Source organism: Phytobacter ursingii (genome assembly GCF_001022135.1).
Lineage (GTDB): Bacteria > Pseudomonadota > Gammaproteobacteria > Enterobacterales > Enterobacteriaceae > Phytobacter > Phytobacter ursingii.
In genome coordinates this window covers 4,111,747-4,137,217 of sequence record NZ_CP011602.1, presented here as the reverse complement: position 1 = coordinate 4,137,217, position 25,471 = coordinate 4,111,747, and the positions used below count along the sequence as shown (strand labels likewise).

24 protein-coding genes are annotated in these 25,471 nt (G+C 51.6%); 12 read left to right on the top strand and 12 right to left on the bottom strand.

Going from position 1 to position 25,471, the window contains the following annotated elements; translation table 11 throughout:
* Nucleotide 1: 1 nt before the first annotated feature.
* Nucleotides 2–1,249, bottom strand: coding sequence for an L-methionine/branched-chain amino acid transporter (gene yjeH, locus AB182_RS23050; protein ID WP_047372123.1), 1,248 nt, complete (start codon nucleotides 1,247–1,249; stop codon nucleotides 2–4).
* Nucleotides 1,250–1,515: 266 nt separating this feature from the next.
* Between yjeH and AB182_RS23045 the strand changes: the two genes are divergently transcribed.
* From AB182_RS23045 to AB182_RS23020, 6 genes are all read left to right on the top strand, one after another.
* The gene (locus tag AB182_RS23045; RefSeq protein WP_007372708.1) at nucleotides 1,516–1,809 is read left to right on the top strand and encodes a co-chaperone GroES; all 294 of its coding nucleotides are present in this window, start codon (nucleotides 1,516–1,518) and stop codon (nucleotides 1,807–1,809) included.
* A 44-nt stretch (nucleotides 1,810–1,853) separates the two neighbouring features.
* A complete protein-coding gene (gene groL / locus AB182_RS23040; RefSeq protein WP_047372122.1) occupies nucleotides 1,854–3,500 on the top strand; it encodes a chaperonin GroEL in 1,647 nt (548 codons plus the stop codon).
* Nucleotides 3,501–4,613: 1,113 nt separating this feature from the next.
* The gene (gene ltrA, locus AB182_RS23035; protein ID WP_047372121.1) at nucleotides 4,614–6,272 is read left to right on the top strand and encodes a group II intron reverse transcriptase/maturase; all 1,659 of its coding nucleotides are present in this window, start codon (nucleotides 4,614–4,616) and stop codon (nucleotides 6,270–6,272) included.
* Between the two features lie 106 nt (nucleotides 6,273–6,378).
* Nucleotides 6,379–6,603: a DUF2188 domain-containing protein gene (locus AB182_RS23030; protein WP_047372120.1), complete on the top strand. Its 225-nt coding sequence runs from the start codon at nucleotides 6,379–6,381 to the stop codon at nucleotides 6,601–6,603.
* Between the two features lie 387 nt (nucleotides 6,604–6,990).
* On the top strand, nucleotides 6,991–7,344 hold the full coding sequence (locus AB182_RS23025; RefSeq protein ID WP_047372119.1) for a DUF4156 domain-containing protein: 354 nt from the start codon (nucleotides 6,991–6,993) through the stop codon (nucleotides 7,342–7,344).
* Between the two features lie 318 nt (nucleotides 7,345–7,662).
* Entirely contained in the window at nucleotides 7,663–9,360 is a 1,698-nt protein-coding gene (locus AB182_RS23020; RefSeq protein ID WP_327078452.1) for a methyl-accepting chemotaxis protein, read from the top strand.
* A 93-nt stretch (nucleotides 9,361–9,453) separates the two neighbouring features.
* Here AB182_RS23020 and yjeJ read toward each other — a convergent pair whose 3' ends face one another.
* The gene (yjeJ, locus tag AB182_RS23015) at nucleotides 9,454–10,329 is read right to left on the bottom strand and encodes a YjeJ family protein (RefSeq protein ID WP_047372118.1); all 876 of its coding nucleotides are present in this window, start codon (nucleotides 10,327–10,329) and stop codon (nucleotides 9,454–9,456) included.
* 226 nt (nucleotides 10,330–10,555) lie between these two features.
* Nucleotides 10,556–11,584, bottom strand: a complete 1,029-nt coding sequence (epmB, locus tag AB182_RS23010; protein WP_047372117.1) for an EF-P beta-lysylation protein EpmB — start codon at nucleotides 11,582–11,584, stop codon at nucleotides 10,556–10,558.
* 41 nt (nucleotides 11,585–11,625) lie between these two features.
* Here epmB and efp point away from each other — a divergent pair, with 41 nt between their 5' ends.
* From efp to ecnB, 3 genes are all read left to right on the top strand, one after another.
* Nucleotides 11,626–12,192, top strand: a complete 567-nt coding sequence (gene efp, locus AB182_RS23005) for an elongation factor P (protein ID WP_039077842.1) — start codon at nucleotides 11,626–11,628, stop codon at nucleotides 12,190–12,192.
* Nucleotides 12,193–12,346: 154 nt separating this feature from the next.
* Nucleotides 12,347–12,481, top strand: a complete 135-nt coding sequence (locus AB182_RS23000; protein WP_047372116.1) for an entericidin A/B family lipoprotein — start codon at nucleotides 12,347–12,349, stop codon at nucleotides 12,479–12,481.
* Between the two features lie 107 nt (nucleotides 12,482–12,588).
* On the top strand, nucleotides 12,589–12,735 hold the full coding sequence (gene ecnB, locus AB182_RS22995; protein WP_039077840.1) for a lipoprotein toxin entericidin B: 147 nt from the start codon (nucleotides 12,589–12,591) through the stop codon (nucleotides 12,733–12,735).
* 36 nt (nucleotides 12,736–12,771) lie between these two features.
* Here ecnB and AB182_RS22990 read toward each other — a convergent pair whose 3' ends face one another.
* Nucleotides 12,772–13,395 carry a LuxR C-terminal-related transcriptional regulator gene (locus AB182_RS22990; RefSeq protein ID WP_047372115.1) on the bottom strand — a complete coding sequence of 208 codons (624 nt, stop codon included), beginning with the start codon at nucleotides 13,393–13,395 and terminating at the stop codon, nucleotides 12,772–12,774.
* Between the two features lie 263 nt (nucleotides 13,396–13,658).
* Between AB182_RS22990 and sugE the strand changes: the two genes are divergently transcribed.
* On the top strand, nucleotides 13,659–13,976 hold the full coding sequence (sugE, locus tag AB182_RS22985) for a quaternary ammonium compound efflux SMR transporter SugE (protein WP_047372114.1): 318 nt from the start codon (nucleotides 13,659–13,661) through the stop codon (nucleotides 13,974–13,976).
* On the opposite strand, the gene AB182_RS22980 is transcribed toward sugE, so the two are convergent.
* From AB182_RS22980 to frdA, 5 genes are all read right to left on the bottom strand, one after another.
* Nucleotides 13,973–14,503 (bottom strand): lipocalin family protein, encoded by a 531-nt coding sequence (locus AB182_RS22980; RefSeq protein ID WP_047372113.1) that lies wholly within the window; start codon nucleotides 14,501–14,503, stop codon nucleotides 13,973–13,975. The genes sugE and AB182_RS22980 overlap by 4 nt on opposite strands.
* 84 nt (nucleotides 14,504–14,587) lie before the next feature.
* A complete protein-coding gene (gene frdD / locus AB182_RS22975; protein WP_047372112.1) occupies nucleotides 14,588–14,947 on the bottom strand; it encodes a fumarate reductase subunit FrdD in 360 nt (119 codons plus the stop codon).
* An 11-nt stretch (nucleotides 14,948–14,958) separates the two neighbouring features.
* Nucleotides 14,959–15,354, bottom strand: a complete 396-nt coding sequence (gene frdC / locus AB182_RS22970; RefSeq protein WP_047372111.1) for a fumarate reductase subunit FrdC — start codon at nucleotides 15,352–15,354, stop codon at nucleotides 14,959–14,961.
* Nucleotides 15,355–15,364: 10 nt separating this feature from the next.
* The gene (locus tag AB182_RS22965) at nucleotides 15,365–16,099 is read right to left on the bottom strand and encodes a succinate dehydrogenase/fumarate reductase iron-sulfur subunit (protein WP_047372110.1); all 735 of its coding nucleotides are present in this window, start codon (nucleotides 16,097–16,099) and stop codon (nucleotides 15,365–15,367) included.
* Nucleotides 16,092–17,882 (bottom strand): fumarate reductase (quinol) flavoprotein subunit, encoded by a 1,791-nt coding sequence (gene frdA, locus AB182_RS22960; RefSeq protein ID WP_047372109.1) that lies wholly within the window; start codon nucleotides 17,880–17,882, stop codon nucleotides 16,092–16,094. Before frdA ends, AB182_RS22965 begins: the two co-directional genes overlap by 8 nt.
* A gap of 322 nt (nucleotides 17,883–18,204) precedes the next feature.
* Between frdA and epmA the strand changes: the two genes are divergently transcribed.
* The gene (gene epmA, locus AB182_RS22950; RefSeq protein WP_047372107.1) at nucleotides 18,205–19,182 is read left to right on the top strand and encodes an elongation factor P--(R)-beta-lysine ligase; all 978 of its coding nucleotides are present in this window, start codon (nucleotides 18,205–18,207) and stop codon (nucleotides 19,180–19,182) included.
* 90 nt (nucleotides 19,183–19,272) lie between these two features.
* Here the strand turns inward: epmA and mscM are convergent, their stop codons facing one another.
* The 3 genes from mscM to rsgA all read right to left on the bottom strand — a co-directional run bounded on the left by mscM (nucleotide 19,273) and on the right by rsgA (nucleotide 24,743).
* Nucleotides 19,273–22,605, bottom strand: coding sequence for a miniconductance mechanosensitive channel MscM (mscM, locus tag AB182_RS22945; RefSeq protein WP_047372106.1), 3,333 nt, complete (start codon nucleotides 22,603–22,605; stop codon nucleotides 19,273–19,275).
* Nucleotides 22,606–22,623: 18 nt separating this feature from the next.
* Nucleotides 22,624–23,592, bottom strand: a complete 969-nt coding sequence (gene asd / locus AB182_RS22940; protein ID WP_047372105.1) for an archaetidylserine decarboxylase — start codon at nucleotides 23,590–23,592, stop codon at nucleotides 22,624–22,626.
* Nucleotides 23,593–23,690: 98 nt separating this feature from the next.
* Nucleotides 23,691–24,743, bottom strand: a complete 1,053-nt coding sequence (gene rsgA, locus AB182_RS22935) for a small ribosomal subunit biogenesis GTPase RsgA (protein ID WP_047372104.1) — start codon at nucleotides 24,741–24,743, stop codon at nucleotides 23,691–23,693.
* 106 nt (nucleotides 24,744–24,849) lie between these two features.
* On the opposite strand from rsgA, the gene orn reads away from it, so the two are divergent.
* Nucleotides 24,850–25,395: an oligoribonuclease gene (gene orn / locus AB182_RS22930; RefSeq protein ID WP_047372103.1), complete on the top strand. Its 546-nt coding sequence runs from the start codon at nucleotides 24,850–24,852 to the stop codon at nucleotides 25,393–25,395.
* Nucleotides 25,396–25,471: the final 76 nt, after the last annotated feature.

Genomic DNA, 25,471 nt, shown 5'->3' with positions numbered 1-25,471 from the left:
TTTACGGGCGCTGAACCGCCACGCCGCGCCCGGGTAAAAATGCCCACAATCCTGCCAGCATCACAATCGCATACAGGCTCTTCCAGCCAGGAATGGCCAGCAGCAGTAAGCACAGGATGCTGCCCACCCAGGCCAGTACTTTATAACGCCCTTTCAACAGGCGGCACCCTGCCAGCATGCACAGCAAGTAAATCAAAATGAAAATGCCGTTGGCGTAAATGATGAGTGTGTCGAGATTAATGGCAAACGCGTAGATACCCAGCGTACAGATAACGCAGCACGTCAGGACGGCATTGAGCGCGTTAAGTGGGATTTGTCGGGAGGACAAACGGGCCAGCGGGCTTTGCGGTTTGTATTGTGCCTGCGACCACACCAGCCGGGCGAAGCTCTGAATATAGATATTGAGGCTGGCAAAACAGGCTAGGTAACCGATGATGCAGGCAATCCACTGCGCCTGCTTACCGAACAGTTCAACGACAATGATCGGTAAGGATGCTGCTGCCCCTGCGCTATGCCAGAGTGGGAAATGCAGCACCACTACGGTACAGGCCCAGTAGACTGAACCCGCCAGAATCAGGCCAATCATCAGCGCGCGAGGGAAGTCGCGTTCAGGGTGCTTAAACTCCGAGGCCAGATGAGCAAACGCTTCCAGGCCGACAAAACACCAGAACATAACGGCCAGTGAGGCCGTCATGCCGGAGAGGGGAACGTCTACGGGAGCCGGAAAAGAGAGGGCGCTAAAGGAGAGCCCGCCACGCCACCAGATGGCGACAATCAATGCGACGATAAGCCCGGCAATGATGGATTGCAGGTTGGCGCTGGAACCAGCACCGCGCGTTCCAATCAGCCAGATGAGCGCCAGGGTGGTCAGTTCGGCTATCAGCAGTTGCGCTCCCTGCCAGCCAAACATGCCCTGCCAGAAACCAGCGGCGATATGCAGGGCTGCAGGTAGCCCGACCGGGATCACTGACAGGAACAACCAGCCGGTGACGCGCTCCAGTCGTGAACCGAACGCCATGCCGACAAAGTGGGCGACGCCACCCGCGCTGGGAAACTGCCGACCCAGAACGGCGAAGACGATAGCGACCGGAAAGACCAGCAGAATAAGCACAGGCCAGGCCCACAGGCTGCTGTCGCCTGCCGCCAGCGCCGCTAGCGCGGGGACGGCAAACACCCCCGTTCCGAGTAACGATGTAGAAAGTAACCCAATCCCTTGTGCCAGCCCCAGCTCTTGTTTCAGTCCACTCATGGCCTGTATCCCACGCGTCATCGCAATATAAAGAGGGGTAATGCTAACACAATCAATTTTACTTATGGCTGTTGGCGCGCCTGCCTGTTCTTATGGATTGTTTTTTCATTTTTTCGCCAGCTAAGCGCTTTGTGCGAAATTTTTTTTAAAGTGCCCCCTTGAAGGGGGAAAAACCCATCCCCATCTCTCTGGTCACCAGCCGGAGAACCGATTGCGGGCCGGCGTCACCCATAACTGATAATGACTTTCTCAAAGGAGAGCTATCAATGAGTATTCGTCCGTTACATGATCGTGTGATCGTCAAACGTAAAGAAGTTGAATCTAAATCCGCTGGCGGCATCGTTCTGACCGGTTCTGCAGCAGGCAAATCAACGCGTGGCGAAATCATCGCTGTCGGTAAGGGCCGCATCCTGGAAAACGGTACAGTGCAGCCACTGGACGTGAAAGTGGGCGACATCGTGATTTTCAATGATGGTTACGGTGTTAAAGCTGAGAAGATCGACAATGAAGAAGTGTTGATCATGTCCGAAAGCGACATTCTGGCAATTGTTGAAGCGTAATCCGCGAACGACACTGAACATACGAATTTAAGGGAAAGATTAAAATGGCAGCTAAAGACGTAAAATTCGGTAACGACGCTCGTGTGAAAATGCTGCGCGGCGTAAACGTACTGGCAGACGCAGTTAAAGTGACCCTGGGCCCGAAAGGCCGTAACGTAGTGCTGGATAAATCCTTCGGCGCGCCGACCATCACCAAAGATGGCGTTTCTGTAGCACGTGAAATCGAACTGGAAGACAAGTTCGAGAACATGGGCGCACAGATGGTGAAAGAAGTGGCCTCCAAAGCGAACGACGCTGCAGGCGACGGTACTACCACTGCGACCGTACTGGCGCAGGCTATCATCACCGAAGGCCTGAAAGCTGTTGCTGCGGGCATGAACCCGATGGATCTGAAACGTGGTATCGACAAAGCCGTTCTGGCCGCTGTTGAAGAACTGAAAGCACTGTCCGTACCGTGCTCTGACTCTAAAGCGATTGCTCAGGTTGGTACTATCTCCGCTAACTCCGACGAAACCGTAGGTAAACTGATCGCAGAAGCGATGGACAAAGTCGGTAAAGAAGGCGTGATCACCGTTGAAGACGGTACCGGTCTGCAGGACGAACTGGACGTGGTTGAAGGTATGCAGTTTGACCGCGGTTACCTGTCCCCTTACTTCATCAACAAGCCGGAAACGGGCGCTGTAGAACTGGAAAGCCCATTCATCCTGCTGGCTGACAAGAAAATCTCCAACATCCGCGAAATGCTGCCGGTTCTGGAAGCCGTTGCGAAAGCAGGCAAACCGCTGGTTATCATCGCAGAAGATGTTGAAGGCGAAGCGCTGGCGACCCTGGTGGTTAACACCATGCGTGGCATCGTGAAAGTCGCTGCGGTTAAAGCACCGGGCTTCGGTGACCGCCGTAAAGCGATGCTGCAGGATATCGCTACCCTGACTGGCGGTACCGTTATCTCCGAAGAGATCGGTATGGAGCTGGAAAAAGCGACCCTGGAAGACCTGGGTCAGGCGAAACGCGTTGTGATCAACAAAGACACCACCACCATCATCGATGGCGTGGGCGACGAAGCGGCAATTCAGGGCCGTGTTGGTCAGATTCGTCAGCAGATCGAAGAAGCGACTTCCGATTACGACCGTGAAAAACTGCAGGAGCGCGTAGCGAAACTGGCTGGCGGCGTTGCGGTTATCAAAGTCGGTTCAGCTACCGAAGTTGAAATGAAAGAGAAAAAAGCACGCGTTGAAGATGCCCTGCACGCGACCCGTGCTGCGGTGGAAGAAGGCGTGGTTGCCGGTGGTGGTGTTGCGCTGATTCGCGTTGCAAGCAAAATCGCTGACCTGAAAGGTCAGAACGAAGACCAGAACGTGGGTATCAAAGTTGCGCTGCGCGCAATGGAAGCTCCGCTGCGTCAGATCGTGCTGAACTGCGGCGAAGAGCCGTCTGTTGTCGCTAACACCGTTAAAGGTGGTGACGGCAACTACGGTTACAACGCAGCGACCGAAGAGTACGGCAACATGATCGACATGGGTATCCTGGATCCGACTAAAGTGACCCGTTCTGCTCTGCAGTACGCGGCCTCTGTGGCTGGCCTGATGATCACTACCGAGTGCATGGTGACCGACCTGCCGAAAGGCGACGCGCCTGACTTAGGTGCTGCTGGTGGCATGGGCGGCATGGGCGGTATGGGCGGCATGATGTAGTGCGACGAGAGTCGCGTAGGTAGCTAGCCTAGCGGGCTACGTCGATAGTGAACACTAACTTAGGTTGTGTTCACTATATCCCGCATTAAGTAGCATAAATGTAATAAATGTCCGATGTTCCGGACTTTAAATGCCTCCGGAACATCGGCGCTTCGCTTAGCGAAGCCCTAACTTCCGGATATGGCTTTAAAGTCAGAGTCCCTTAAAACTTACAAATGTATTAACTGTTATAACTATTTGAAATTTATCAAATATATTAACTTTTATAACTATTGTAACGTCTCAATAGATTCACGCTGAAGCAAGTTGCTGTTTTGACTTGTGATGTAGCGGGGAAGACATCGTCTTTATTAATGTTATGTACGCTAGCACCTACCGGTGTGAAGCTGTACGCATGATTGTCTGACTGTATTGCTGTTTGATACAGAGCCAGACCTGTTATGTAACTAGCAGTAGCCTAGGAGCAGCGCGTCGCCAGTAATGGTGAGGTGTGAGAGCGCTCTGACAATGTACTCCCCGATGTTTGGGTGCTGTTTTATCGTGAGATAAGCAGTGGATTTTGCCAGTAGCAGGCATATGAGAGGCTAGGCTGGATCATAGGGTTAACGTTAAGTGAACTGTCCGTAAGCACCGTCAGCCGCAAGCAGCAAAAGCTACTGATATGCTGTGACCAAAAGGTACAAGGTCGGTTATTCCTTTTACATCTGGGAATACGTTACCAACAGACCTTCGGTGTATAGGCAGAACCTAAGTGATTCGTGTCATGAGTACGGAACTCGGTAAGCCCGTATCTTCGCCACAATGTGGCAGGTGAGTCGCAAGACAAGCTGTTGAGGGTGCGGGTAGAGGAGGTTGGAGAAAGCGAATGCCATTCTGTAATGGAATGGATAGGGGGTTAAATGTTCCTCCACCGGAAACGGGGCAGACTTCCGACTGGTCTTTAATTGTGTGCAGTACTGTAAAGCAATCTAACGTGGCAGAAAGCTGGCTAGGGTGGTTCATACCCACCCTAACCAGACCCTTGCGGGAGCATAAGATAACTCCCGTAAGGGGGTTGTCCGTCTGCTATTCGCTCGGGGCTTTCTAACCAAAAGCACTGAGGAGGGTAGCAAGTTGAGTACGTTAATAAAAGTACCTGCGCTTTCCGGCAGGGCGGAAAATTGGCACCAGATTAACTGGCGTCAGGTACACCGTCAGGTCAGAGGGCTACAGATACGAATCGCAAAGGCAACGGAGCAGAAGCGCTGGCGTAGGGTGAAAGCCCTGCAAAGGATGCTGACGCGCTCGTTTGCAGCTAAAGCACTGGCTGTCAGGCGAGTTACCGAAAATCGAGGCAAAAAGACAGCCGGAGTGGATCGCCAGTTGTGGAACACTCCCGGAAGTAAGTGGCAGGCGATAGGTCAGCTAAAACGGACGGGTTACAAACCGTCTCCGTTAAGGCGTGTTTACATTCCCAAGAGCAACGGCAAACGCCGTCCTCTGGGTATACCGACGATGAAAGACAGAGCGATGCAGGCGTTACACCTGCTGGCACTTGACCCCGTCTCGGAAACAACGGCCGACCGCAACAGCTATGGCTTTCGTCCGGCACGTTCGGCGGCAGATGCGATTGAGCAGTGTTTTGTTAATCTCAGTCGTAAAAGCTCTGCTGAATGGGTACTGGAAGGCGATATAAAAGGGTGTTTTGACAATATCAGCCATGACTGGTTACTTGCCAACATTCCGTTGGACAAACAGGTGCTCGGGAAATGGCTTAAAGCGGGATTCATGGAATCCGGTCGGTTATACCCGACGGAGGCTGGTACACCACAGGGGGGCATTATTTCCCCTGTACTGGCGAATATGGCACTGGATGGGCTGGAAGCGGTGTTAGAAACCCATTTTGGGAAGAAAAACACCAAAGCCAGTTACAAAACCAAGGTCAATTATGTGCGTTACGCAGATGATTTTATCATTACGGGGATCTCTAAAGAGTTGCTGGAAGATGAAGTCAAACCCCTCGTTGAAGCCTTTATGGCGGAACGGGGGCTGCAATTATCACCCGAAAAAACGGTGATAACGCATATTTCCGAAGGGTTTGATTTTCTGGGGCAGAACGTGCGCAAGTACCATGGCAAAATGCTGATAAAGCCCGCTGCCAAGGGACTGCGTAATCATCTTCAGAAAATCCGGCAAATAGTGAAACGAAATGCGGCGTCAAAACAGGGTGACCTGATAAGGCAACTTAATCCGGTACTGCGGGGTTGGGCAAATTATCATCGTCATATTGTCGCCAAAGAGACGTTTAGCTATATCGACTTTCGCGTCTGGAAGTTGCTCTGGCGCTGGTCATGCCGTCGGCACGGTAATCGCAACAAGTACTGGGTGAAACGGAAGTATTTTCACTCTGTAAGTAGCGAAAACTGGGTATTCCAGAGTATCGATGCGGATAATGGCCTGCAAAGGTTAGTCTCCTGCAAAGATATCCCTATAAAACGTCACATTAAAATCAGGTCTGAGGCTAATCCATATGATCCGGTTGACGAGTTGTACTTCGAACAGCGGCAGGTTAAGCGCTGGAAAGAAGGTAAAATGCAGCGAGGAAAACTGAGATTAATTTGGGAGCGACAAGGCCATCGGTGTCCGATCTGCCACCAGATATTCAGAGATAATGATGATTGGGATGTCCATCACATTATCAGACGAGTAGACGGTGGTGGTGATGAAATCGATAATTTAATGATGCTGCATCCTAACTGCCATCGGTTGATCCATAACCATGAAGTGGATTAGGTACTACATGTGGTGTTTTTACATAAAATAAAGATCAATATGTTGATCTTGAAATGAATGCTATGGTAATTTATACAGTGTCATGAAAACTGTAAGGAGGTGACCCATGGCAGGTAAAAATCAGCACGTAGTTAAAAGAAATGACGGTTGGGCTGTGCTTGGTGAAAAGAACTCCAGAGATACTTCACATCATCGCACGCAGCAGGAAGCTTTCGAAGCTGCGCGTGATATAGCAAAGAATCAAAGGAGTGAGGTTTTCATTCATGGTGAAAATGGGAAAATCCGTGAGCGGAATACTTACGGTAATGATCCTTTTCCACCAAAAGGCTAACTCAACAGTTAAAATGTTGCTGGCCCAAACATTAGTGCGGGCTTATAAAGGCTTGAGCCGTATGCGGGGAAACTTGCATGTACGGTTCTTAGGGGGCGGCGGCGCAGTAATGCGCTGCTGCTACCCGACATGTGCCCTTCGCCCTGCATCCTTCAGGCTGCAGATGCGTTGGCTGCGTTCGGGAACCCCAGTCACTTACTTGAGTAAGCTCTTGGGGATTCCCGAACTAGCCGCCTTCCTGCAACCAGAATGATTTGGGCGTGTATATCGCAGAAATGAATAAACCCTCGGGCAGAAATGCCCGGGGGTTTTTCTTTTGGTCATCTTTTTAGTATAAGATTCACACACGGACGCAAGACGTCCAGCTCATTGATTGTGGGGAATAACATGCACGTTAAATATTTAGCAGGGATTGTCGGCGCAACGTTGTTACTGGCAGGCTGCAGCGCCGGTAATGAGCTTTCTTCGGGCGGGCAGAGTGTTCGCTTCGTAGAGGATAAACCTGCCGCAAACTGTCAGTATCTGGGCACCGCGACGGGTAAACAAAGCAACTGGCTTTCTGGCCAGCATGGCGAAGAAGGTGGCTCAATGCGTGGCGCAGCGAATGACCTGCGCAACCAGGCTGCGCAAATGGGCGGCAACGTGCTGTATAGCGTCTCCAGCCCGACACAAGGCTTTATGTCCAGCTTCGTACCGACGGCCAGTGAAATGACCGGTCAGGTTTATAAATGCCCGCAGTAAAATAAATTGCATTGCTCCCATTTAGAAATGGGAGCAATGATCTCGCTGTGCTCTGCATGCTTTATTATTAATATCATTTTTAAACGGGCGTTTTAATCATAACTCTTTAATTTTTAAAGTTATTGTTTATTTTATTCTAAATTAAAGATTCACGTTTTTTATTTTTCCTCCTCATATAGATTAAGATTTCTTAAGGTTTCACTTATGTGAGAGTTTTCACATCTTTTTTTCAATTCGTAAAGTAAAAGTTAACTTATCGCTAAAGTTTTAATAAAACCCACCGATAAATAAAACCGAAGTGTGAAAGGATTCTCCCTCATGGTGGTTATTCATCATGGTTTATTAAAGATACTAAAGTTAAATTTGGGAGGTATGATGAACATCACCAAACGGTTATTACTTGCTTTTTCTCTACTTATCATTAGTTTGATAGGCACAAATATCATTGCGATAGTGTCTTTATCAAAGATTAGTGAGGACACTAATTATTTCCAGGAAAACATTCTTCCCAGCCTGAGTTCAATGAATAAAGAGATGATTCAGGCTACAAGCGTTCGTTCGCAACTTTATTTGCATGGCTTAACCGAAGACCAGGCGCAAATGGATGTCATTAAACAAAATGCCTATAAAATTTATGATGAGCTTCTTGCAAAGCATCAATACTATCTCAAAGAATTGATTTCAGACCAACGCGATCAGGAACTGAGTAATAAAACGCTGGCAGATTTGCAGGCTTTCCGTGGGGCAATGGAGCAATATTTTAAAATATCGGAATCCAATGACCGCAAGGCGATTATTAACGCGATGCAAAAAGGCGGATTAATCGCAGATAAAATTGCTACGCTAATTGCTGATTTTAATGACCAGATCGACTACAACACCTCTTTAGTTGTACAGGCAAATGCGGCCAGCAAATCGCTGATTAACAAAGCGCAGATTTTATCAGTGAGTGCAACACTGGCGGCAACCATTATTCTCGGCTTGTTTGGTCTCTTTACCGTTTTGAATATTCGTCGTCGTTTGAATGCAATGCGAGATGGCATGGTACAGATCAGTCAAGATCTTGATCTGAGCAAAAATCTACAGGCCGGCCGCCAGGATGAAATTGGGCATGCGATCACAGCATTTAACCACTTAATTGATCGGGTGGCGGAATCCCTCACCATGGTGAGAAATGCTTCTGCTTCGGTAAATACCGCAGCGAATGAGATTTCTTTAGGTAATGATGAGCTGTCAGCTCGTACCGAACAACAATCTGCTGCCGTTGTCGAGACCGCTGCCAGTATGGAAGAATTGAGCTCAACGGTAAAACAGAACGCGCAAAACGCCCAGCAGGCGAGTTTGCTGGCTGTTACTGCGTCCGATACGGCGAGTCAGGGGGGAACCGTTGTGGGTAATGCGGTGAGCCGGATGAAAGATATTATTGAAAGCTCGCGCCGCATTTCTGAAATTACCACCGTGATTAACGGTATCGCGTTCCAGACCAATATTCTGGCGCTCAATGCCGCCGTTGAGGCTGCACGTGCAGGCGATCAGGGCCGTGGGTTTGCCGTTGTTGCCGGGGAAGTGCGTTCATTAGCGCAGCGCAGCTCTCAGGCCGCAAAAGAGATTGAAGCGCTTATCGGCGAATCAGTCCATTTTGTAGAAGAGGGGGCAAAACAGGTCGATCTGGCGGGCGAAAGTATGAGTGGTATTGTTCACTCGGTTACCCAGGTTAAAGATTTAATGCAAGAAATTGCCGCAGCGTCTGACGAGCAAAATCGGGGTATTGCGCAAATTGCTCAGGCCATGTCTGAAATGGATACCACCACGCAGCAGAACGCGGCGCTGGTCCAGGAATCATCTGCTGCTGCGGGGAGCCTGGAAGATCAGGCAGTCAAGTTGCAACAACTGGTTGATGTATTCCGTTTGCCTGGGGTACAAGCGGCGGCGGCGCCTAAAACGACAAAACGTCCACTTAAAATGTCCCCTGTGTCTGCGGTTGCAGGACATGATGCAGGTTTGGAGACATTCTAAAACAGAGACTTAATACAATAATCTCGCACCTTTTCACCAGGGGATAATTATTTAAACGCTGCCGCGGAACATCGTGGCAGCGTTTTCGTCATGTTATTTTTTTTCTTTTTTGACCAGTGGCTTCGCCGTGATTTGATGGCGTATCCGGTTCAGCGTATGCATGCATTTATCCAGATTAAGAGGTTCATCACCTTTAACATTAATAGCCTGAATGTGAACCTGACAGGCTTTATTGGTGAGTTTTCCCAGCCGTGGGCTGAAAGCCAACAGTCTTTTGGCGATAGCCTGCGTTTCAGGCGTATCAGGAAGACTTCTGGTTTTGATCACGGCCGCGCAGAAACGGGATTTTTTCTCTGCGTCGGCATAGTGGTACAGAAGAATTAAATAATGATCAAATAATGCCGTTTTCCAGTCTGGCTGTGTATAGGTGTCGTAGATCATTTTACCGTCGGGTTGGCAATCAACATCATACAGAGGCAGGAAATCCAATAGTGAAGACATACGCAATGCCAGGTCTTGCATACCAGCATTATTAATAGCATGAATTAAAACGTGGGTAAGTAACTCTATTTGCAGCTCATGGATTTCGAATATAAATTTTTCGTTATTATGCAGCCGCAAAGTAAAAATAAGTTTCCCTTCATCGTATGCAAAATGGTCAATAGCGTCGACACGATAATCTATATCAGCATTCTCCAGTTCCTCTTTTTTTAAACCTGGAATATGAGCATGCATTGTTTTGGTTACCGCCGTTTGCGCGGCGATGAAATCTTTGCGTTGATCTTCACTCAGCGCTTTCTGCTTATGAAGGTAATATTCCATGGCGATAAAAAGATCGCGCAAGGTTAAGGCCGGAAAAAAAAGCAGCGTTGAGTCACTGTTTTTAATGTTTAGTTTTAGCGCAACGGCGAGGAATTCTTCATTGTTGCGTATAACGCCAGCATTAATGCCTGCAATATTCATTTCCATTATGGTTCTCCATAACCATTGTTAAAATATATATATTCCACTAAAGAATAAAAACGGCGAATATATTTATGACATAACCTAAAAGAGGAAAGTTAAAATACCATAATAAACGCCGGGAACAACCAGACAGGCCAAAAAGCTGAGCCTCAACGGGAAAATCTATCGTGTTCTTAAAAAAACTAAGCGGTGCATTCCTGCACCGCTTTTCTGTACACCGCGTTGGCTTTTATTGTTGCCGTAACTGCAAATCCAGCGGTGTTTTACTGGGCTCGCCGCCAATTTCCCGAGCCAGTTTCGGCACCATATAGCCTGAAACTAACGTCAGTAGCTCACGCATAATTTTCCGCGCTTCGTCATCGCTTACCATGAAATGGGCTGCGCCCTGAACTTTATCCAGCACATGCAGGTAGTAGGGCATCACCCCAGCATCAAACAACGCGTTACTGAGGTCTGCAAGCGTGCGGGCATTGTCATTGACGCCACGCAACAGCACACTCTGATTTAACAGCGTTACCCCTGCCTGACGCAGTTTTGCCATGGCCGCACGAAAGGCGTCATCAATTTCCTGCGCATGATTGATATGGTTCACCAGCAGAATCTGTAATGAGGAACGCGCAAAACGGGCGACGAGCGTGTCGGTGATTCGCGTCGGAATAACAATCGGCAGGCGGCTATGTATACGCAGTCGCTTGATATGGGGGATCGCTTCAAGCTGTTCGATCAGCCAGTCCAGCTCATGATCTTTAGCCATCAGCGGATCGCCACCGGAGAAGATGATCTCATCAAGTTCCGGTTGCTGCGCAATATAATCCAGCGCGACCTGCCAGTTGCGCTTGTTGCCCTGATTTTCCGCATACGGGAAGTGGCGACGGAAGCAGTAGCGGCAGTTTACCGCGCACCCCCCTTTCACCAGCAGTAATGCACGGTTACGGTACTTATGCAGCAAGCCAGGCACCACACTTTCCTGCTCTTCCAGTGGGTCGGTGCTGTATCCTGGGGCGGCAACAAACTCTTCACTTGCTGTCAGGACCTGACGCAAAAGCGGATCGTTGGGGTCGCCTTTTTTCATTCTCGCGGCAAAAGCGCGGGGTACGCGCAGTGCAAACAGGCGTTTTGCTTCGCGCCCGGCGGTCAAATTTGCGTCAGTGTCTATATTTAAAACACGCAGAAGTTCATCTGGATCGGTTATTACATCGGCAAGTTGCAATAACCAATCTTCTCTGGATGGGGTATTTAGGGTTACAATATGCGCCATTTTGTGGCTTAGCTACCAGTTAACATTTTTAGAGGGCCTTTATGGCGACTTACTATAGCAACGATTTTCGTGCCGGTCTTAAAATCATGCTCGACGGCGAACCTTATGCAGTTGAAGCCAGCGAATTCGTTAAACCAGGCAAAGGCCAGGCATTTGCGCGCGTTAAACTGCGCCGCCTGCTGACTGGCACCCGCGTAGAAAAAACCTTCAAATCGACTGACTCTGCCGAAGGCGCTGATGTTATCGATATGAACCTGACTTACCTCTACAACGACGGTGAGTTCTACCATTTCATGAATAACGAAACCTTTGAGCAGCTGGCTGCTGATGCGAAAACCGTTGGTGACAGCGCGAAATGGTTGCTGGATCAGGCTGAGTGCATCGTAACGCTGTGGGATGGTCGTCCGATCGCGGTAACGCCGCCGAACTTTGTTGAGCTGGAAATCATCGAGACCGATCCAGGTCTGAAAGGTGATACCGCAGGTACCGGTGGTAAACCGGCTACGCTCAGCACTGGCGCAGTGGTTAAAGTTCCGCTGTTCGTACAGATTGGCGAAGTCATTAAAGTGGATACGCGTTCCGGCGAATATGTCTCCCGCGTGAAGTAATTCACGTTGACCCTTTAGGCTGCCTCTTTATTGGCTGTGGTCAGAGAAAACCCAGTTATCTGGGATTTCTCTCTTACGGTCGCGACGCAGCCTGAATACTTTACGAGATATTTGGGCTCTCACCTTATTGCACCCTCGCTTTTCCAGGGCAGGAATGATGAAACGTCTTCTCAGTCTTGTAGCACTCTTCCTTCTCACCACCACCTTGCTGGCGGGCTGTAATACCGCGCGTGGCTTTGGTGAAGACGTCAGGCATCTCGGCAACGCCATTTCTCACGCAGCCAGCTAATTTCTTCCTGTCGTCCTAAAAATTGGCGACCTTCCGTCAGGTTGCGCAATCTTGTCTATCCTTAAGTAGCTATACACAAACAATATTGACTACATAAGGAAGATATTATGGTTAAGAAGACATTTGCTGCGATCTTTACTGTACTGGTTCTTTCCTCAGCACTGACTGCCTGTAACACCACGCGAGGTGTCGGTCAGGATATCTCTGAGGGTGGTAGCGCTATTTCTGGCGCAGCGACAAAAGCGCAGCAGTAATTTCTGCCGGTACGCGGTACGGCCAGCGCCGTACCGTTAATTCAGATTATCTTGTGCGCTTTCTGGCGCTTCTGGCAAAGAAAGAAACGGTGTAAAGCGGTTACCCATTCCCAGTTTCATCCGAATATTGCGCTTATAGGTATAAACCGTCTTTCCATTGATACTCATTTTGGACGCAATAGACTGATTACTGCGGCCTTCCATCCATAATGAGAGCACTTTTTCTTCCTGGCGTGTGAGCAGCGGGGTGGCAATCTGGGGCCCGGTTCTCACTGGGCGCGACAGAACGGCATGATCAATGACTTTGGCCAGCGTCTCCATTGGCTCGCTTTTTTGCAACGTCGCCTGGACCTGATACTGAGCACAATACGCCATCAGTTGCGCATCTTCCCCTGACTGCAAAAGGATAAGGTGGTTATCTTTTCCACAGGCGGTGAACAGTGAGGAAAGCTGTTGAATATGGTGGAGATCATTCTTAAAGCCGTAGAGATCGGCAATGATCAGATCCGGCTGCCATTGCACAATATGCTCTTTTGCCAGCATCAGGTTATTCAGTGACGTCACAAGAAATGAAGCCGGGAAAAAATCAGTTTGATTGAGCCAGCTTTCCAGCCCCGTTCGGGTGAAGTAACAACGGTCAATCAAGAGAATTTTGAACATATTTTTCTTCGCAGTAAGAATAGTGACGCACGGCTTCCTGTCGCTGGCAGCACTTCATCATAGGGGGTACCTATGGGGAATAAATGCGTGAACTGCGTTGCTATCTGTAGCTATTTCTTGCTTTAAGTCACTTAAATCTGCGTAATTCCGCAAAAATTGCATTCTGTTTGTAACCAGGTCAAAATTTATCTCTCACAACCAGCCTGTCGGGACGACCCGATTGCGCAACTCTCAATGGGGACGGCCCCGCACTGGAGCCACTTGTGTCCTGGATAATCCTTGTTATTGCCGGTCTTCTTGAAGTCGTTTGGGCTATTGGCCTGAAATATACGCACGGTTTTACCCGCCTTGTACCCAGCGTTATCACCGTAACGGCAATGATTGTCAGTGTCGTTATGTTGTCATGGGCGATGAAAAACCTGCCCACAGGCACCGCTTACGCGGTCTGGACAGGTATTGGTGCCGTGGGGGCTGCTATTACCGGAATGGTGTTGTTGGGCGAATCAGCCAATCCCGCGCGCTTGCTCAGCCTGGCGCTGATTGTCGCGGGGATTATCGGCCTCAAGCTCAGTACGCCTTAAAGGGTCTGATTTATCCACAGCAGTTTTTCTACCGCAAACCCTTCGCGGGCCGCGACATCAACGAGCTGTTTTTTCACCGCATCCGGAAGTGTTGGTGTGCGTGACAAAATCCACAGGTAGTCACGGTTCGGCCCGCATACCAGCGCGTATCGGTAATCTTTGTCCAGCGCAATGATGTTATAGCCGCCATAGAAAGGACCGAAGAATGAGACTTTCAGCGCGGCTCTGCGAGTATCCCCGGTAAAGTACGCCTTACCGACCGATTGTTGCCACATGCCGCGTTCCGGATTGTACCCTTTATTAATGACCTGAATGCCGCCGTCATCCATGGTGCTGTAGGTGGCGGTCACCTTTTCCAGGCCACGCTCGAAGCGGTGGTCAAAGCGGGCAATTTCATACCAGCGGCCAAGGTAACGTTGAGCATCGAAATTATCCACCACGGTGACGCCAGAAGGGGGAGTGGGGGAACTGCAGGCTACCACCAAAAATGCCGCAGCAGCCGTTGCGATAATCGGCAACAAACGCATGATGTTTTCCTTCCAGGTTTTTTAGTTAAGTGTAGAACCTGTAGGGAAAAATGCTCTCCCGCCAGGGCGGGAGAGCGAGGTTACTTAAAGGAAGATGACTCCGATGAGCGTGACCACACTCAGGATAGCGGCGAGACCGTAGAAGACCCATTTACCGCTGGGGATGTGGACTTTGATATCATGCATAGCATGGTGCAGGCGGTGCAGCCCACACCATAGCGGCAGAACAATCATCAGGAATAAAAATGCACGGCCAATAAAGCTTTGGGCGAATGCCAGTACACGTTCATAGCCGAGCGCTTCGCCGGGGTAGAGACCCAGTGGTAGCAGTACGCCAACCAATAGAATCATCACCGGCGCGATAATCGCACTCCACATGCCGCCTGCGCCGAACAGTCCCCAGAAGACGGGTTCATCGGAACGTTTTGGGTTTGGATTGATCACCTTTGGCCTCCTTACCAGAACAGTGCAACGAAAAGAATAATAACCGTCACCAGCCCGGTCACGACCCATAAACCCCTGATAACAGGCTCGGGTTTAAGCTTTTCGTCTTTGATGATGATATTCGACGCTTTTGGCGCCAGTTCAAACCAGGTTTTGGTGTGCAGCAGTGCTGCCACCAGGGCAATCAGGTTCAGGATCACCACAATCGGATTTTGCAGGAAACCGACAAAACCCGCCCAGGATTCCGGACCATGCTTTAAGGAAAATAGCCCGCAGATCAAAATGATGCTGAACCATACCGCCGGTAACGCCGTGCCTTCACGCAGCATATAGAAGCGATAAAACGGCAGTGATTTCCACCAGGTCGACGGCATTGGCCGGACATAGGCTTTGCGTTTAGTCGTCATGATGCGCTCCTTAGCGTGGTTTCAGAGTGGCGATAAGAAAGTCTTTCGAGCTTTCCACTTTGCCCTGCTGGATAGCGGCCGCCGGGTCGACGTGTTTCGGGCACACTTCCGAGCAGTAGCCCACGAAGGTACAGCTCCAGACTCCGTTTGGGCTGTTCAACTGCGGCATACGCTGCTGTTTCCCGTGGTCGCGGTTATCCAGGTTGTAGCGGTGCGCCAGCGTGATGGCAGCCGGGCCAATAAACTCCGGATTGAGTCCAAACTGCGGACATGCCGCATAGCACAGACCACAGTTGATACAGCCGGAGAATTGATGGTATTTCGCCATCTGCGCCGGGGTTTGCTTGTTCGTTCCCTGATCCGGCGTACGCGTGTTGCCAATGATGTAGGGCTTAATGGCCTCCAGGCTTTCGATAAAGTGGGTCATGTCGACCACTAAATCACGCTCAATAGGGAAGTTGGCCAGCGCCTCGATTTTTAGCCCCTTCGTGTAGTCACGTAAAAACGTTTTACAGGCCAGTTTCGGCACCTTGTTGACCATCATGCCGCAGGAACCGCAAATCGCCATACGGCAGGACCAGCGATAGCTCAGGTCAGGCGCCAGGTTATCTTTGATATAACCCAGCGCGTCCAGTAACGACGTTTGCTCATCGTAAGGCACATCATAAAAGGCGCTGTGCGGAGCGGTATCTACTTCCGGGTTATATCGCACCACCTCAACTTTCAGGGTTTGCATCTCAGCCATGGGTCGACTCCTTCTTGTCAGCGGCTTCCGCTTCACCACCGTAAACACGTTTCGCAGGCGGCAGCGTCGTTATCTTCACGTCGCTGTAATCGAGACGGGTAGTACCGTCTGCGTCCCGGTACGCCAGGGTGTGTTTGAGGAAGTTGACGTCATCGCGCTCCGTGCAGCCTTCATCCAGACGTTGATGCGCTCCGCGCGACTCTTTACGTGCCAGTGCGGAATGGGCCATACATTCGGCGACGTTCAGGCCATGTCCCAGTTCAATGGTATAAAGGATGTCGGTATTGAACACGCTGGATGTATCCGTGATGCGCACGCGTTTGAAACGCTCTTGCAACTCCGCCAGTTTATCAACGGTTTTTTGCATCAGTTCTGGCGTACGGTAGATACCGCAGCCTTCTTCCATTGACTCACCCATTTCGTCACGAATTTTAGCCCAGCTTTCCGTGCCTTCCTGATTAACCAGATTTTTCAGCCGTTGCTCAACATCTGCGGCCTGTGCGTTCAGCGCTGCGTCGCTGGCCGCAGTGGCAGAGGCGGCACGCGCCATAGCCTGTTCACCCGCCAGGCGGCCAAACACGACCAGTTCCGCCAGTGAGTTAGAGCCAAGGCGGTTTGCGCCATGCAGGCCTACGGATGAACATTCACCCACGGCAAACAGCCCCTGAATGCGGGTCTCACACTGCTGGTCGGTTTCGATACCGCCCATGGTGTAGTGCGCGGTAGGGCGTACCGGAATCGGTTCTTTTACTGGATCCACGCCAACGTAGGCTTTTGCCAGTTCGCAAATAAAGGGCAGACGTTCCAGCAGTTTTTTCTCGCCAAGATGGCGCAAGTCAAGATGGACGACATCGCCGCGTGGGGTCGAAATGGTGTTGCCTTTACGCCATTCATGCCAGAATGCCTGCGACACTTTATCGCGCGGCCCCAGCTCCATATATTTGTTTTTCGGTTCGCCCAGCGGGGTTTCAGGACCCATGCCGTAATCCTGCAGATAACGGTAGCCGTTTTTGTTGACCAGGATACCGCCTTCGCCACGGCAGCCTTCTGTCATCAAAATACCGGAACCCGGCAGCCCGGTGGGGTGGTACTGGACAAACTCCATATCACGCAGCGGTATGCCATGGGCAAGTGCCATGCCCATTCCGTCGCCCGTGACAATACCGCCATTGGTGTTGTAACGGTAAACACGGCCCGCGCCGCCTGTCGCCATCACAACCGCGTTGGCACGAATCTGCACCAGCGTGCCTTCCATCATGTTCATTGCCACCAGGCCGCGCGCATGTCCCTCGTCGACCAGGATATCCAGCACGAAGTGCTCATCGAAACGCTGAATTTGCGGGAACTGGAGCGATGCCTGAAAGAGGGTATGTAGCATATGGAAGCCGGTTTTATCTGCGGCAAACCAGGTGCGTTCGATCTTCATTCCGCCAAAGCGGCGTACGTTGACAGAGCCATCAGGGCGGCGGCTCCACGGGCAGCCCCAGAGTTCAAGCTGTGTCATTTCGGTGGGGCAATGACGAACAAAGTAGTCAACGACATCCTGCTCGCACAGCCAGTCGCCACCGGCTACCGTGTCGTGAAAGTGGTACTCGAAGCTGTCATGATCCTGTGCAACGGCGGCGGAACCGCCTTCTGCGGCCACGGTGTGGCTACGCATGGGGTAAACTTTTGAAATAAGGGCGATTTTAGCATTTGGGTTTGCCTGGGCGGCAGCTATGGCGGCACGTAAACCCGCCCCACCCGCGCCAATTACAGCAAGATCGGCTTGAAAAGTTTGCACGACATTCCTCCTGATTATTGTTATTTCGCAACCCGTTTTGATCTGACTTTGTGCCTGACCAGCCAGGGCCTCGAATACGATTCCACTGCTCCTTTATTGGTACGCATTATAATCTTAGGACTATGAGGGAAATTTGACCTGTTCGATTTTTTTAATGTATGAATGGCCTAAAACATCATTGATTTTGATTAATTTAATTACAAAACCCCCAACCTTTAGTGTTTTTACCTCCCAACGCTGAACCCTTATTCCGCTCAAAATTTGTCTCTCTGAGCCGATACGGGTAGACTTCGTGCCCTTGTTTGAATTCGGAGAAAGTACCATGAGCGAGACGGCAACCTGGCAGCCGAGCGCATCCATCCCTAACTTATTAAAACGCGCAACTATTATGGCGGAAGTTCGGCGCTTCTTCGCCGATCGCGGCGTGTTAGAGGTGGAAACGCCTTGTATGAGCCAGGCCACGGTAACCGATATTCATCTGTTCCCGTTTGAGACCCGTTTCGTTGGTCCCGGCCATTCTCAAGGGATTAACCTTTATCTGATGACCAGCCCGGAATACCACATGAAGCGCCTTCTGGCGGCAGGATGCGGTCCGGTTTTCCAACTGTGCCGTAGCTTCCGTAATGAGGAAATGGGGCGTCATCATAATCCTGAGTTCACCATGCTGGAGTGGTACCGCCCGCATTACGATATGTATCGTCTGATGAATGAAGTGGATGACCTTTTGCAACAGGTGCTGGAGTGTCCGGCAGCGGAGTCGCTCTCTTATCAGCAGGCGTTCCAGCGCTACCTGGAAATCGATCCGCTTTCTGCGGATAAACCCCAGCTGCGTGAAGTGGCGGCGAAGCTCGATTTAAGCAATATCGCAGACACTGAAGAAGACCGCGATACCTTGCTGCAACTGCTGTTTACCATGGGCGTGGAACCGCATATCGGCAAAGACCGTCCGGCGTTTGTCTACCACTTCCCGGCAAGCCAGGCCGCGCTGGCGCAAATCAGCACCGAAGATCATCGCGTGGCAGAACGTTTTGAGGTCTACTTCAAAGGTATTGAACTGGCGAATGGTTTCCATGAACTGACCGATGCCCGCGAACAGCAGCAGCGTTTTGAGCAGGATAATCGTAAGCGTGCCGCGCGTGGTTTGCCGCAGCAACCCGTGGATATGAATCTGCTGGAAGCCCTGAAAGCCGGTATGCCGGATTGCTCAGGAGTGGCGCTGGGGGTTGATCGTCTGGTGATGCTGGCGCTGGGGGCAGAAAGCCTCGCTGAGGTGATGGCCTTTACCGTCGACCGCGCCTAGGTAAAAGCAAACGGCAACCTGCAGGTTGCCGTTTTAGTGTTTGCTCCCTCTCCCCGATGAGAGAGCATCAGGCCGCAGCCACCTTAACCACTACACACTTCCTGCCGGACGATTCCCTTTCCCTGCCGATGTCAGCGTGCGCGCCGTACGCTTACCGTCCAGACTTTCAAGCCGCATCTGGAAAGGCGGGAACGGCAGATCAATGCCATGCTCGCGGAAGCCCGCCAGAATCAACTGGTGGATCTCATGGCGCAGCGGCATACGGTGCCCCATCTCTGCCGCGTAGATACGCAGTTCAAACAGCTGAATCCCTTGCTGGAGATCAACCAGGAACACTTCCGGAGCAGGGTTATCAATCACAAACGTACAACGTTCCGCCGCGGTATAAAGGATCTGCGTGACCTCTTCGCTATTGGCATCGGCGGGTGCCGGCACTGTCAGTACTACACGCGTCACCGAATCCGACAGCGACCAGTTGATAAACTGCTCGGTAATAAACGCCTTATTTGGCACGATGATCTCTTTGCGATCCCAGTCGCTGATCGTCGTGGCGCGAGTGTTGATCTTCGTGACGCTACCGGTCAGGTCGCGGATCGTCACGGTATCGCCGATGCGGATCGGTTTCTCGAACAAAATGATCAGGCCTGAAATAAAGTTAGCGAAGATCTCCTGCAGGCCAAAGCCCAGACCGACACCGAGGGCGGCAACCAGCCACTGTAGTTTTGCCCATTCGATGCCGATCATTGAGAATCCAACCAGCCCGCCAAACAGCATTAGCAGGTATTTGGTGATGGTCGTGATGGCGTAACCGGTGCCAGGGGTGAGATCCAGGTGCTGTAACAGGGCAAGCTCCAGCAGCGCCGGGAAGTTACGCACCAGTTGCGTGGTGATGATAAACACCAGAATGGCGATCAGCACCGCGCCAAGGGTGATGGGCTCAAGACTTTCTACTCCCTGCACCGTGGAGGTGACATCCCATAAGGAAATGTTCTCCAGGAAGCCGAACGCCGAGTGAATTTCTGACCACAGTACAATGACCGAGAGCAGCGCGATAAGCATCAGGATCGAGCGAACCAGACGCAGTGATTGCACGCTAATGGCGTCCAGATCGAGCTCTTTCTCGTCTATCTCCACCGATCCTTCGGTGCTGGTGGAGTGCGGCGTCTCATCTTCGCCTTTCGCGCGCTGGGCGAGGATCTCAGCACGACGATGTCGGGCACGATCGAACGCCAGACGGCGGCGCTGAATCAGCATCCAGCGGCGAATAATGTGATAGACCACCAGCAACAGGAACCAGATAGCGACGGAGGTCTCCAGACGTGCCAGTAGTGCCTGCGAGGTGGCCAGATAACCCACCGCGGCAGCCAGAATCGCAATGAGCGGCGCGCTTAGCAACAGATTCCACAGCAGGCGGTTCGGCATATTGTCGCCCGAACCACTCTTGTCGACGTAGAGCGGGATCCCCGCGCGTTTAAGGCTGAGCGTGACGACCGCCAGCGCACCACAAATCAGGATAAAACAGAGCCTCCCCAGTGACCCGGAAAACTCCCTGTCATTGAGGTTATCGAACATGATCAGCGCCATAATCAATGGCACGATAAAACCAATGCTCATCAGGTAGTTACGCATTCCACGCGCCACACGATGACGCGGCCAGCCGAAATGGGCGACAAATAGCCCGGTTGGGCGGGCGAAGGTGGCGCAAATCATGACGACCCACAGTAGCGGAACGGTCGCGGTGACCCCGTCGCCAATCGCCACTGCCAGCGGATAAGGCCAGGCTTCGCGTAAGCCGTAACCGAGCGTTGCCCACAGGACAGGAAGTGGAAGGGCGACCAGAATCGACCAGAACACGGTGCGCATTGTTAGCCAGAAATGATCCTGGGTGACTTTACCGACTTTGGCACTGGAACGCTCCAGAAAACGGGTGAAATGCTTACGCGAGTAGAGGCTAAAACCCACAAGGATAAGTGCGCCGAAAAGCGGGAGCAGGGTCTCCTTGCTGGTCAGCATCATCGCGCTGGCCTTGCCGAGTTGGCTAAAGGTATCCAGCGAGATCAGGCGTCGCAGATCCTGCACGATTTCAACCGGCCAGCTCAGACTCATCGGACTGACGTCCGCCGTCCAGAAAAGGTAACGGTGGGTGGCTTCATTCACCTCGCGCAGCGCATCCTCAAGCTGGCTATTGGACACTTTAAGCTTTGTCAGCTCCAGTATCAGCGTATCACCGCCCTGCAGTAATGAGGAGAGGAGCTCGCGCTGCGTACGCAACTGGGCATCAAGGATACGGCTCTGTTCAGCCGTCAGTTGCTGGCCGTCAGCCTGGCGAATCTGTCGCAACTGAGGCTGCTTGTTCACCAGATCTTCGTAGCGCATCCGATGCACCCGCAACTGCGCCATTTCCGTGTCGAGCTGCTGGGGCTTAGGCATCTCCGGCAGTCGGGCGACCTGAGCACGCAACGCTTCGCCGAGCATATTTGACGCGCCCAGCCACTGTGACTGCTCGCGCAGGGTGTTCAGCGCCTGACGGACCTGCAACATCTGATTGGTCGCCTGACGCTGCTGCGAGGCGACCAAATCCATGCGCTGCGCCTGCTGATTCAGCGCCTGCGACAGCTTACGGTTGATCTTGAACTGTTCAACAATACCCGGCGGTAGGTTGTCGCTGTTTTCCGCCAGTTGCTCGGTACTCTCCAGCGCCTGTTCGGCTTCACGCTGACGCTGGCTGTTAAGCTGGTTGCGCAAAGCCTGCAGGTAGGCATCGAGTTGCTGTGCCTGCTTTTGGGCCAGCTCGGAGCGCATCCGCGACAATTCCTGGCGGTTATTCGCCGACAGCTGTGCCAGTTCCAGTTCATCGACCAGCGCCCTCAGCTTTGCAGACTCTGCCTGCGCACTGAGATTTTGCGCCTGCGCGAGCGGCGTATTGCTGGTTTGCGTGCCGATACGACGTTCAACTTCATTGACCTGACGGCGGGTATCCGTTTGCTGTTGTGGAAGCTGGCTCAGCGAATCGTTAATTTCCCGGGCACGCTCTTGCTCTTGTTGCGCCTGGCGGGTTTTTTCCAGCAATTGACTGCTGACCTGCAGAATTTCCTGATTCAGCGCGTCGGTGCTCATATTGGCAGGCACCGATTTTGGCTCATCGCGCAGGTTATCTAACTGCGAGCGTAGCGTTCGGGAAAGTTTGGGAAAATTATCGATAACATCTTGATATTGCTGAGCGCGCTCAAGCGAACCTTTACGTTCTTCAAGCGCGTTCAGCGCGGCCTGGAGCACCTCGACGGTTTCAGCCTGTTCGGGCGTGGCTTTTGCCGCTTTGGCTTGCTCCAGTTCTTGCGAGATTTGTTTTGCATCAGGGGCCGTTGCTGCATTAGCCCCCAGGCTGAGGCACCAGGCCATCAGAAAAATGATAATCAGGCGCACTACAGCTTACCTTCTTCGTTAAACTTCGTCTTTCTTGTCGTCTACCAGCGGGCTGGCATCCCGTTCGGCGGCAATTTCTTCTGCCGGCAGAGGCGTCGGTTCAGCTTCCGGCGTAAACAGCGTTTCGGTGGAGATGGCCAGCGGCTCGCCGATTTTGGTCACAGAAAGGCTTTGCAGGTGTTCCGCCAGATTCACTTTACCCGGCGCGAACAGGTTAATCACCGTTGAACCCAGTTTGAAACGGCCCATCTCCTGACCTTTCAGCAGCGCCACTGCACCCTCGCTTTCGCCTGCAGGCCAGGTCCAGCGTTTGATGATGCCTTCGCGCGGCGGGGTGATCGTACCGGCCCAGACTGTTTCAATACTGCCGACAATCGTGGCACCAACCAGAATTTGCGCCATCGGGCCAAATTCAGTATCGAACAAGCAAATGACGCGCTCGTTACGGGCAAACAGGTTCGGCACGTTCTGCGCAGTCAGATGGTTAACCGAAAACAGGTCGCCCGGGACGTAAATCATTTCCCGCAGAATACCATTGCAGGGCATATGCACGCGGTGATAGTCACGCGGTGACAGATAAGTAGTGGCAAAAGAACCATTACGGAACAGGTCCGCCATCAGGTAGTTGCCTGCCAGCAGGGCTTCAAGGCTGTAATCGTGACCTTTGGCTTGCAGGATTTTGTCGTTTTCGATTTTACCGAGCTGGCTTATTACGCCGTCTGCGGGCATGACCAGAATGTTCGGATCGGTATTCAGCGGGCGAACGTCATCACGTAACGGGCGTACAAAGAAATCGTTGAAGGTGCGATAGCTGGCTGTGTCCGGCTTTTGCGCCTCTTTCATATCGACCTTGTAGTATTTGACGAACAGATCAATAACCAGTTTAGTCAGCCAACCTGCGCGTTTGCTTGCACCCCAGCCCGCCAGGCGAGTGAGCCACAGTTTAGGCAGAATGTATTGAAGCGAAAGTTTAAATGAGTTTAACAAAGTAGCCTCCAGGCCATTGTTTTTGTCGTTCCTGACCCGGCGCTATCGCCAGGTCTTTGCAAAAAAGGGGACGATTCTAACGACGCTTAGCTTAGTTGTCAGTCATCGGATTCAGAAAAGCTTTTACGCGTTTTTACTTGTGCCATGCTTTCAAGAATACGGTGATAATTTTCGAACCGCGTCTCGGCGATTTCGCCCTTCTCGACGGCTTCACGAATGGCGCAGCCTGGGTCGCTGGCGTGTTTACAGTCACGGTATTTGCAGTGGCCGATATAGTCATGGAATTCGACAAAGCCGTTAGTAATTTGTTCCGGCTCCAGATGCCAGAGCCCAAATTCACGCACTCCAGGAGAATCAATAACATCGCCGCCGTGGGGGAAGTGATACAAACGTGACGCAGTGGTCGTATGCTGACCCAGACCGGAGTTATCAGAAACCTCGTTGGTGAGGATCTCATTCTGTAAGCCAAGCAGGTTATTCAGCAGGCTTGATTTACCCACGCCAGACTGCCCGGCAAAGATGCTGATGCGGTCAGTTAAGGCCTCTTCAAGCGGCTGCAGACCGTTTTTCTTGTGGCTGGATACCATCAAGACGCGATAGCCAATTTTGCGGTAGATATCCATCTGCTCATTCACAAAGGCCATGCCTTCATCGTCCAGCAGATCGATTTTGTTCAGAACGATCAAGGGCTCAACGTTCAGCGTTTCGCAGGCCACCAGGTAGCGATCGATAATATTCAGCGACAGTTCCGGCAGGATGGCGGAGACGATCACGATCTGATTAATATTCGCAGCGATCGGCTTCACGCCGTCATAGAAATCCGGGCGAGTCAGAACGGACGTGCGCTCGTGTACCGCTTCGACAATGCCTTTTACCGTAACGCCTTCGGCGGCCTCTTTGCCCGGACGCCAGACGACGCGGTCGCCTGTGACCAGCGAACGAATGGTACGACGAATATTGCAACGGTGTACGGTGCCATCCACGGATTCAACGTCCGCGTGCATGCCGAAGCGGCTGATCACTATGCCCTCAGACGGTTCGCCAAACAGGTTGTCATCGTAGTCGGCTTTCTCCACAGACGTTTTTAACCGACGCTGATGATTCGCGTTGACGCGGCGTTGTTGTCCTTTGGAGAGTTTATTTTTACTCAATCGTACTGGCTCCTGGTCGCCCCGGATGGGCAAAACCTTTATGATACACGCTATTTTAGATGAATATAGTCACGCTGAATATGACGCGAGAAGGGTGGAAAATAGCATGAGTGCAAATGAAAACAACCTGATTTGGATCGATCTGGAGATGACCGGGCTGAATCCGGAACGCGATCGTATTATTGAAATCGCAACCCTGGTCACCGACGCAAATCTGAATATCCTGGCGGAGGGGCCGACAATTGCGGTTCATCAGTCTGACGCTCAACTGGCGCTGATGGATGACTGGAACGTACGTACCCACACTGGCAGCGGCCTGGTGGAACGCGTCAAGGCAAGCCCGTTTGATGACCGTGCGGCTGAACTGGCGACCATCGAATTTCTGAAAGAGTGGGTGCCGGCGGGCAAATCGCCAATTTGTGGCAACAGTATCGGTCAGGACCGTCGTTTTCTGTTTAAGTACATGCCGGAACTGGAAGCTTACTTCCACTATCGTTATCTGGACGTGAGCACGTTAAAAGAGTTAGCGCGTCGTTGGAAACCGGAAATTCTCGACGGTTTCAAAAAACAGGGCACGCACCAGGCGATGGATGATATCCGCGAATCTGTGGCCGAGCTTGCTTACTATCGCGAACATTTTATTCAGCTATAAAAATGCTGTCCGGACGGATGAAAAAGAGAGTAAGGTAGTCCGTCCGGTGCAAAAACAGGCAAGATGACGAATAATC

Excerpts from the sequence above, each read along its gene's own strand:
- AB182_RS23045 (WP_007372708.1), top strand. The coding sequence starts at position 1,516 with ATGAGTATTCGTCCGTTACATGATCGTGTGATCGTCAAACGTAAAGAA.
- yjeH (WP_047372123.1), bottom strand. The coding sequence starts at position 1,249 with ATGAGTGGACTGAAACAAGAGCTGGGGCTGGCACAAGGGATTGGGTTA.
- AB182_RS22965 (WP_047372110.1), bottom strand. The coding sequence starts at position 16,099 with ATGGCTGAGATGCAAACCCTGAAAGTTGAGGTGGTGCGATATAACCCG.
- AB182_RS23030 (WP_047372120.1), top strand. The coding sequence starts at position 6,379 with ATGGCAGGTAAAAATCAGCACGTAGTTAAAAGAAATGACGGTTGGGCT.
- frdC (WP_047372111.1), bottom strand. The coding sequence starts at position 15,354 with ATGACGACTAAACGCAAAGCCTATGTCCGGCCAATGCCGTCGACCTGG.
- epmB (WP_047372117.1), bottom strand. The coding sequence starts at position 11,584 with ATGGCGCATATTGTAACCCTAAATACCCCATCCAGAGAAGATTGGTTA.
- orn (WP_047372103.1), top strand. The coding sequence starts at position 24,850 with ATGAGTGCAAATGAAAACAACCTGATTTGGATCGATCTGGAGATGACC.
- efp (WP_039077842.1), top strand. The coding sequence starts at position 11,626 with ATGGCGACTTACTATAGCAACGATTTTCGTGCCGGTCTTAAAATCATG.
- AB182_RS23025 (WP_047372119.1), top strand. The coding sequence starts at position 6,991 with ATGCACGTTAAATATTTAGCAGGGATTGTCGGCGCAACGTTGTTACTG.
- yjeJ (WP_047372118.1), bottom strand. The coding sequence starts at position 10,329 with ATGGAAATGAATATTGCAGGCATTAATGCTGGCGTTATACGCAACAAT.
- AB182_RS22980 (WP_047372113.1), bottom strand. The coding sequence starts at position 14,503 with ATGCGTTTGTTGCCGATTATCGCAACGGCTGCTGCGGCATTTTTGGTG.
- AB182_RS22990 (WP_047372115.1), bottom strand. The coding sequence starts at position 13,395 with ATGTTCAAAATTCTCTTGATTGACCGTTGTTACTTCACCCGAACGGGG.
- groL (WP_047372122.1), top strand. The coding sequence starts at position 1,854 with ATGGCAGCTAAAGACGTAAAATTCGGTAACGACGCTCGTGTGAAAATG.
- AB182_RS23000 (WP_047372116.1), top strand. The coding sequence starts at position 12,347 with ATGATGAAACGTCTTCTCAGTCTTGTAGCACTCTTCCTTCTCACCACC.
- AB182_RS23020 (WP_327078452.1), top strand. The coding sequence starts at position 7,663 with ATGGTGGTTATTCATCATGGTTTATTAAAGATACTAAAGTTAAATTTG.
- ecnB (WP_039077840.1), top strand. The coding sequence starts at position 12,589 with ATGGTTAAGAAGACATTTGCTGCGATCTTTACTGTACTGGTTCTTTCC.
- epmA (WP_047372107.1), top strand. The coding sequence starts at position 18,205 with ATGAGCGAGACGGCAACCTGGCAGCCGAGCGCATCCATCCCTAACTTA.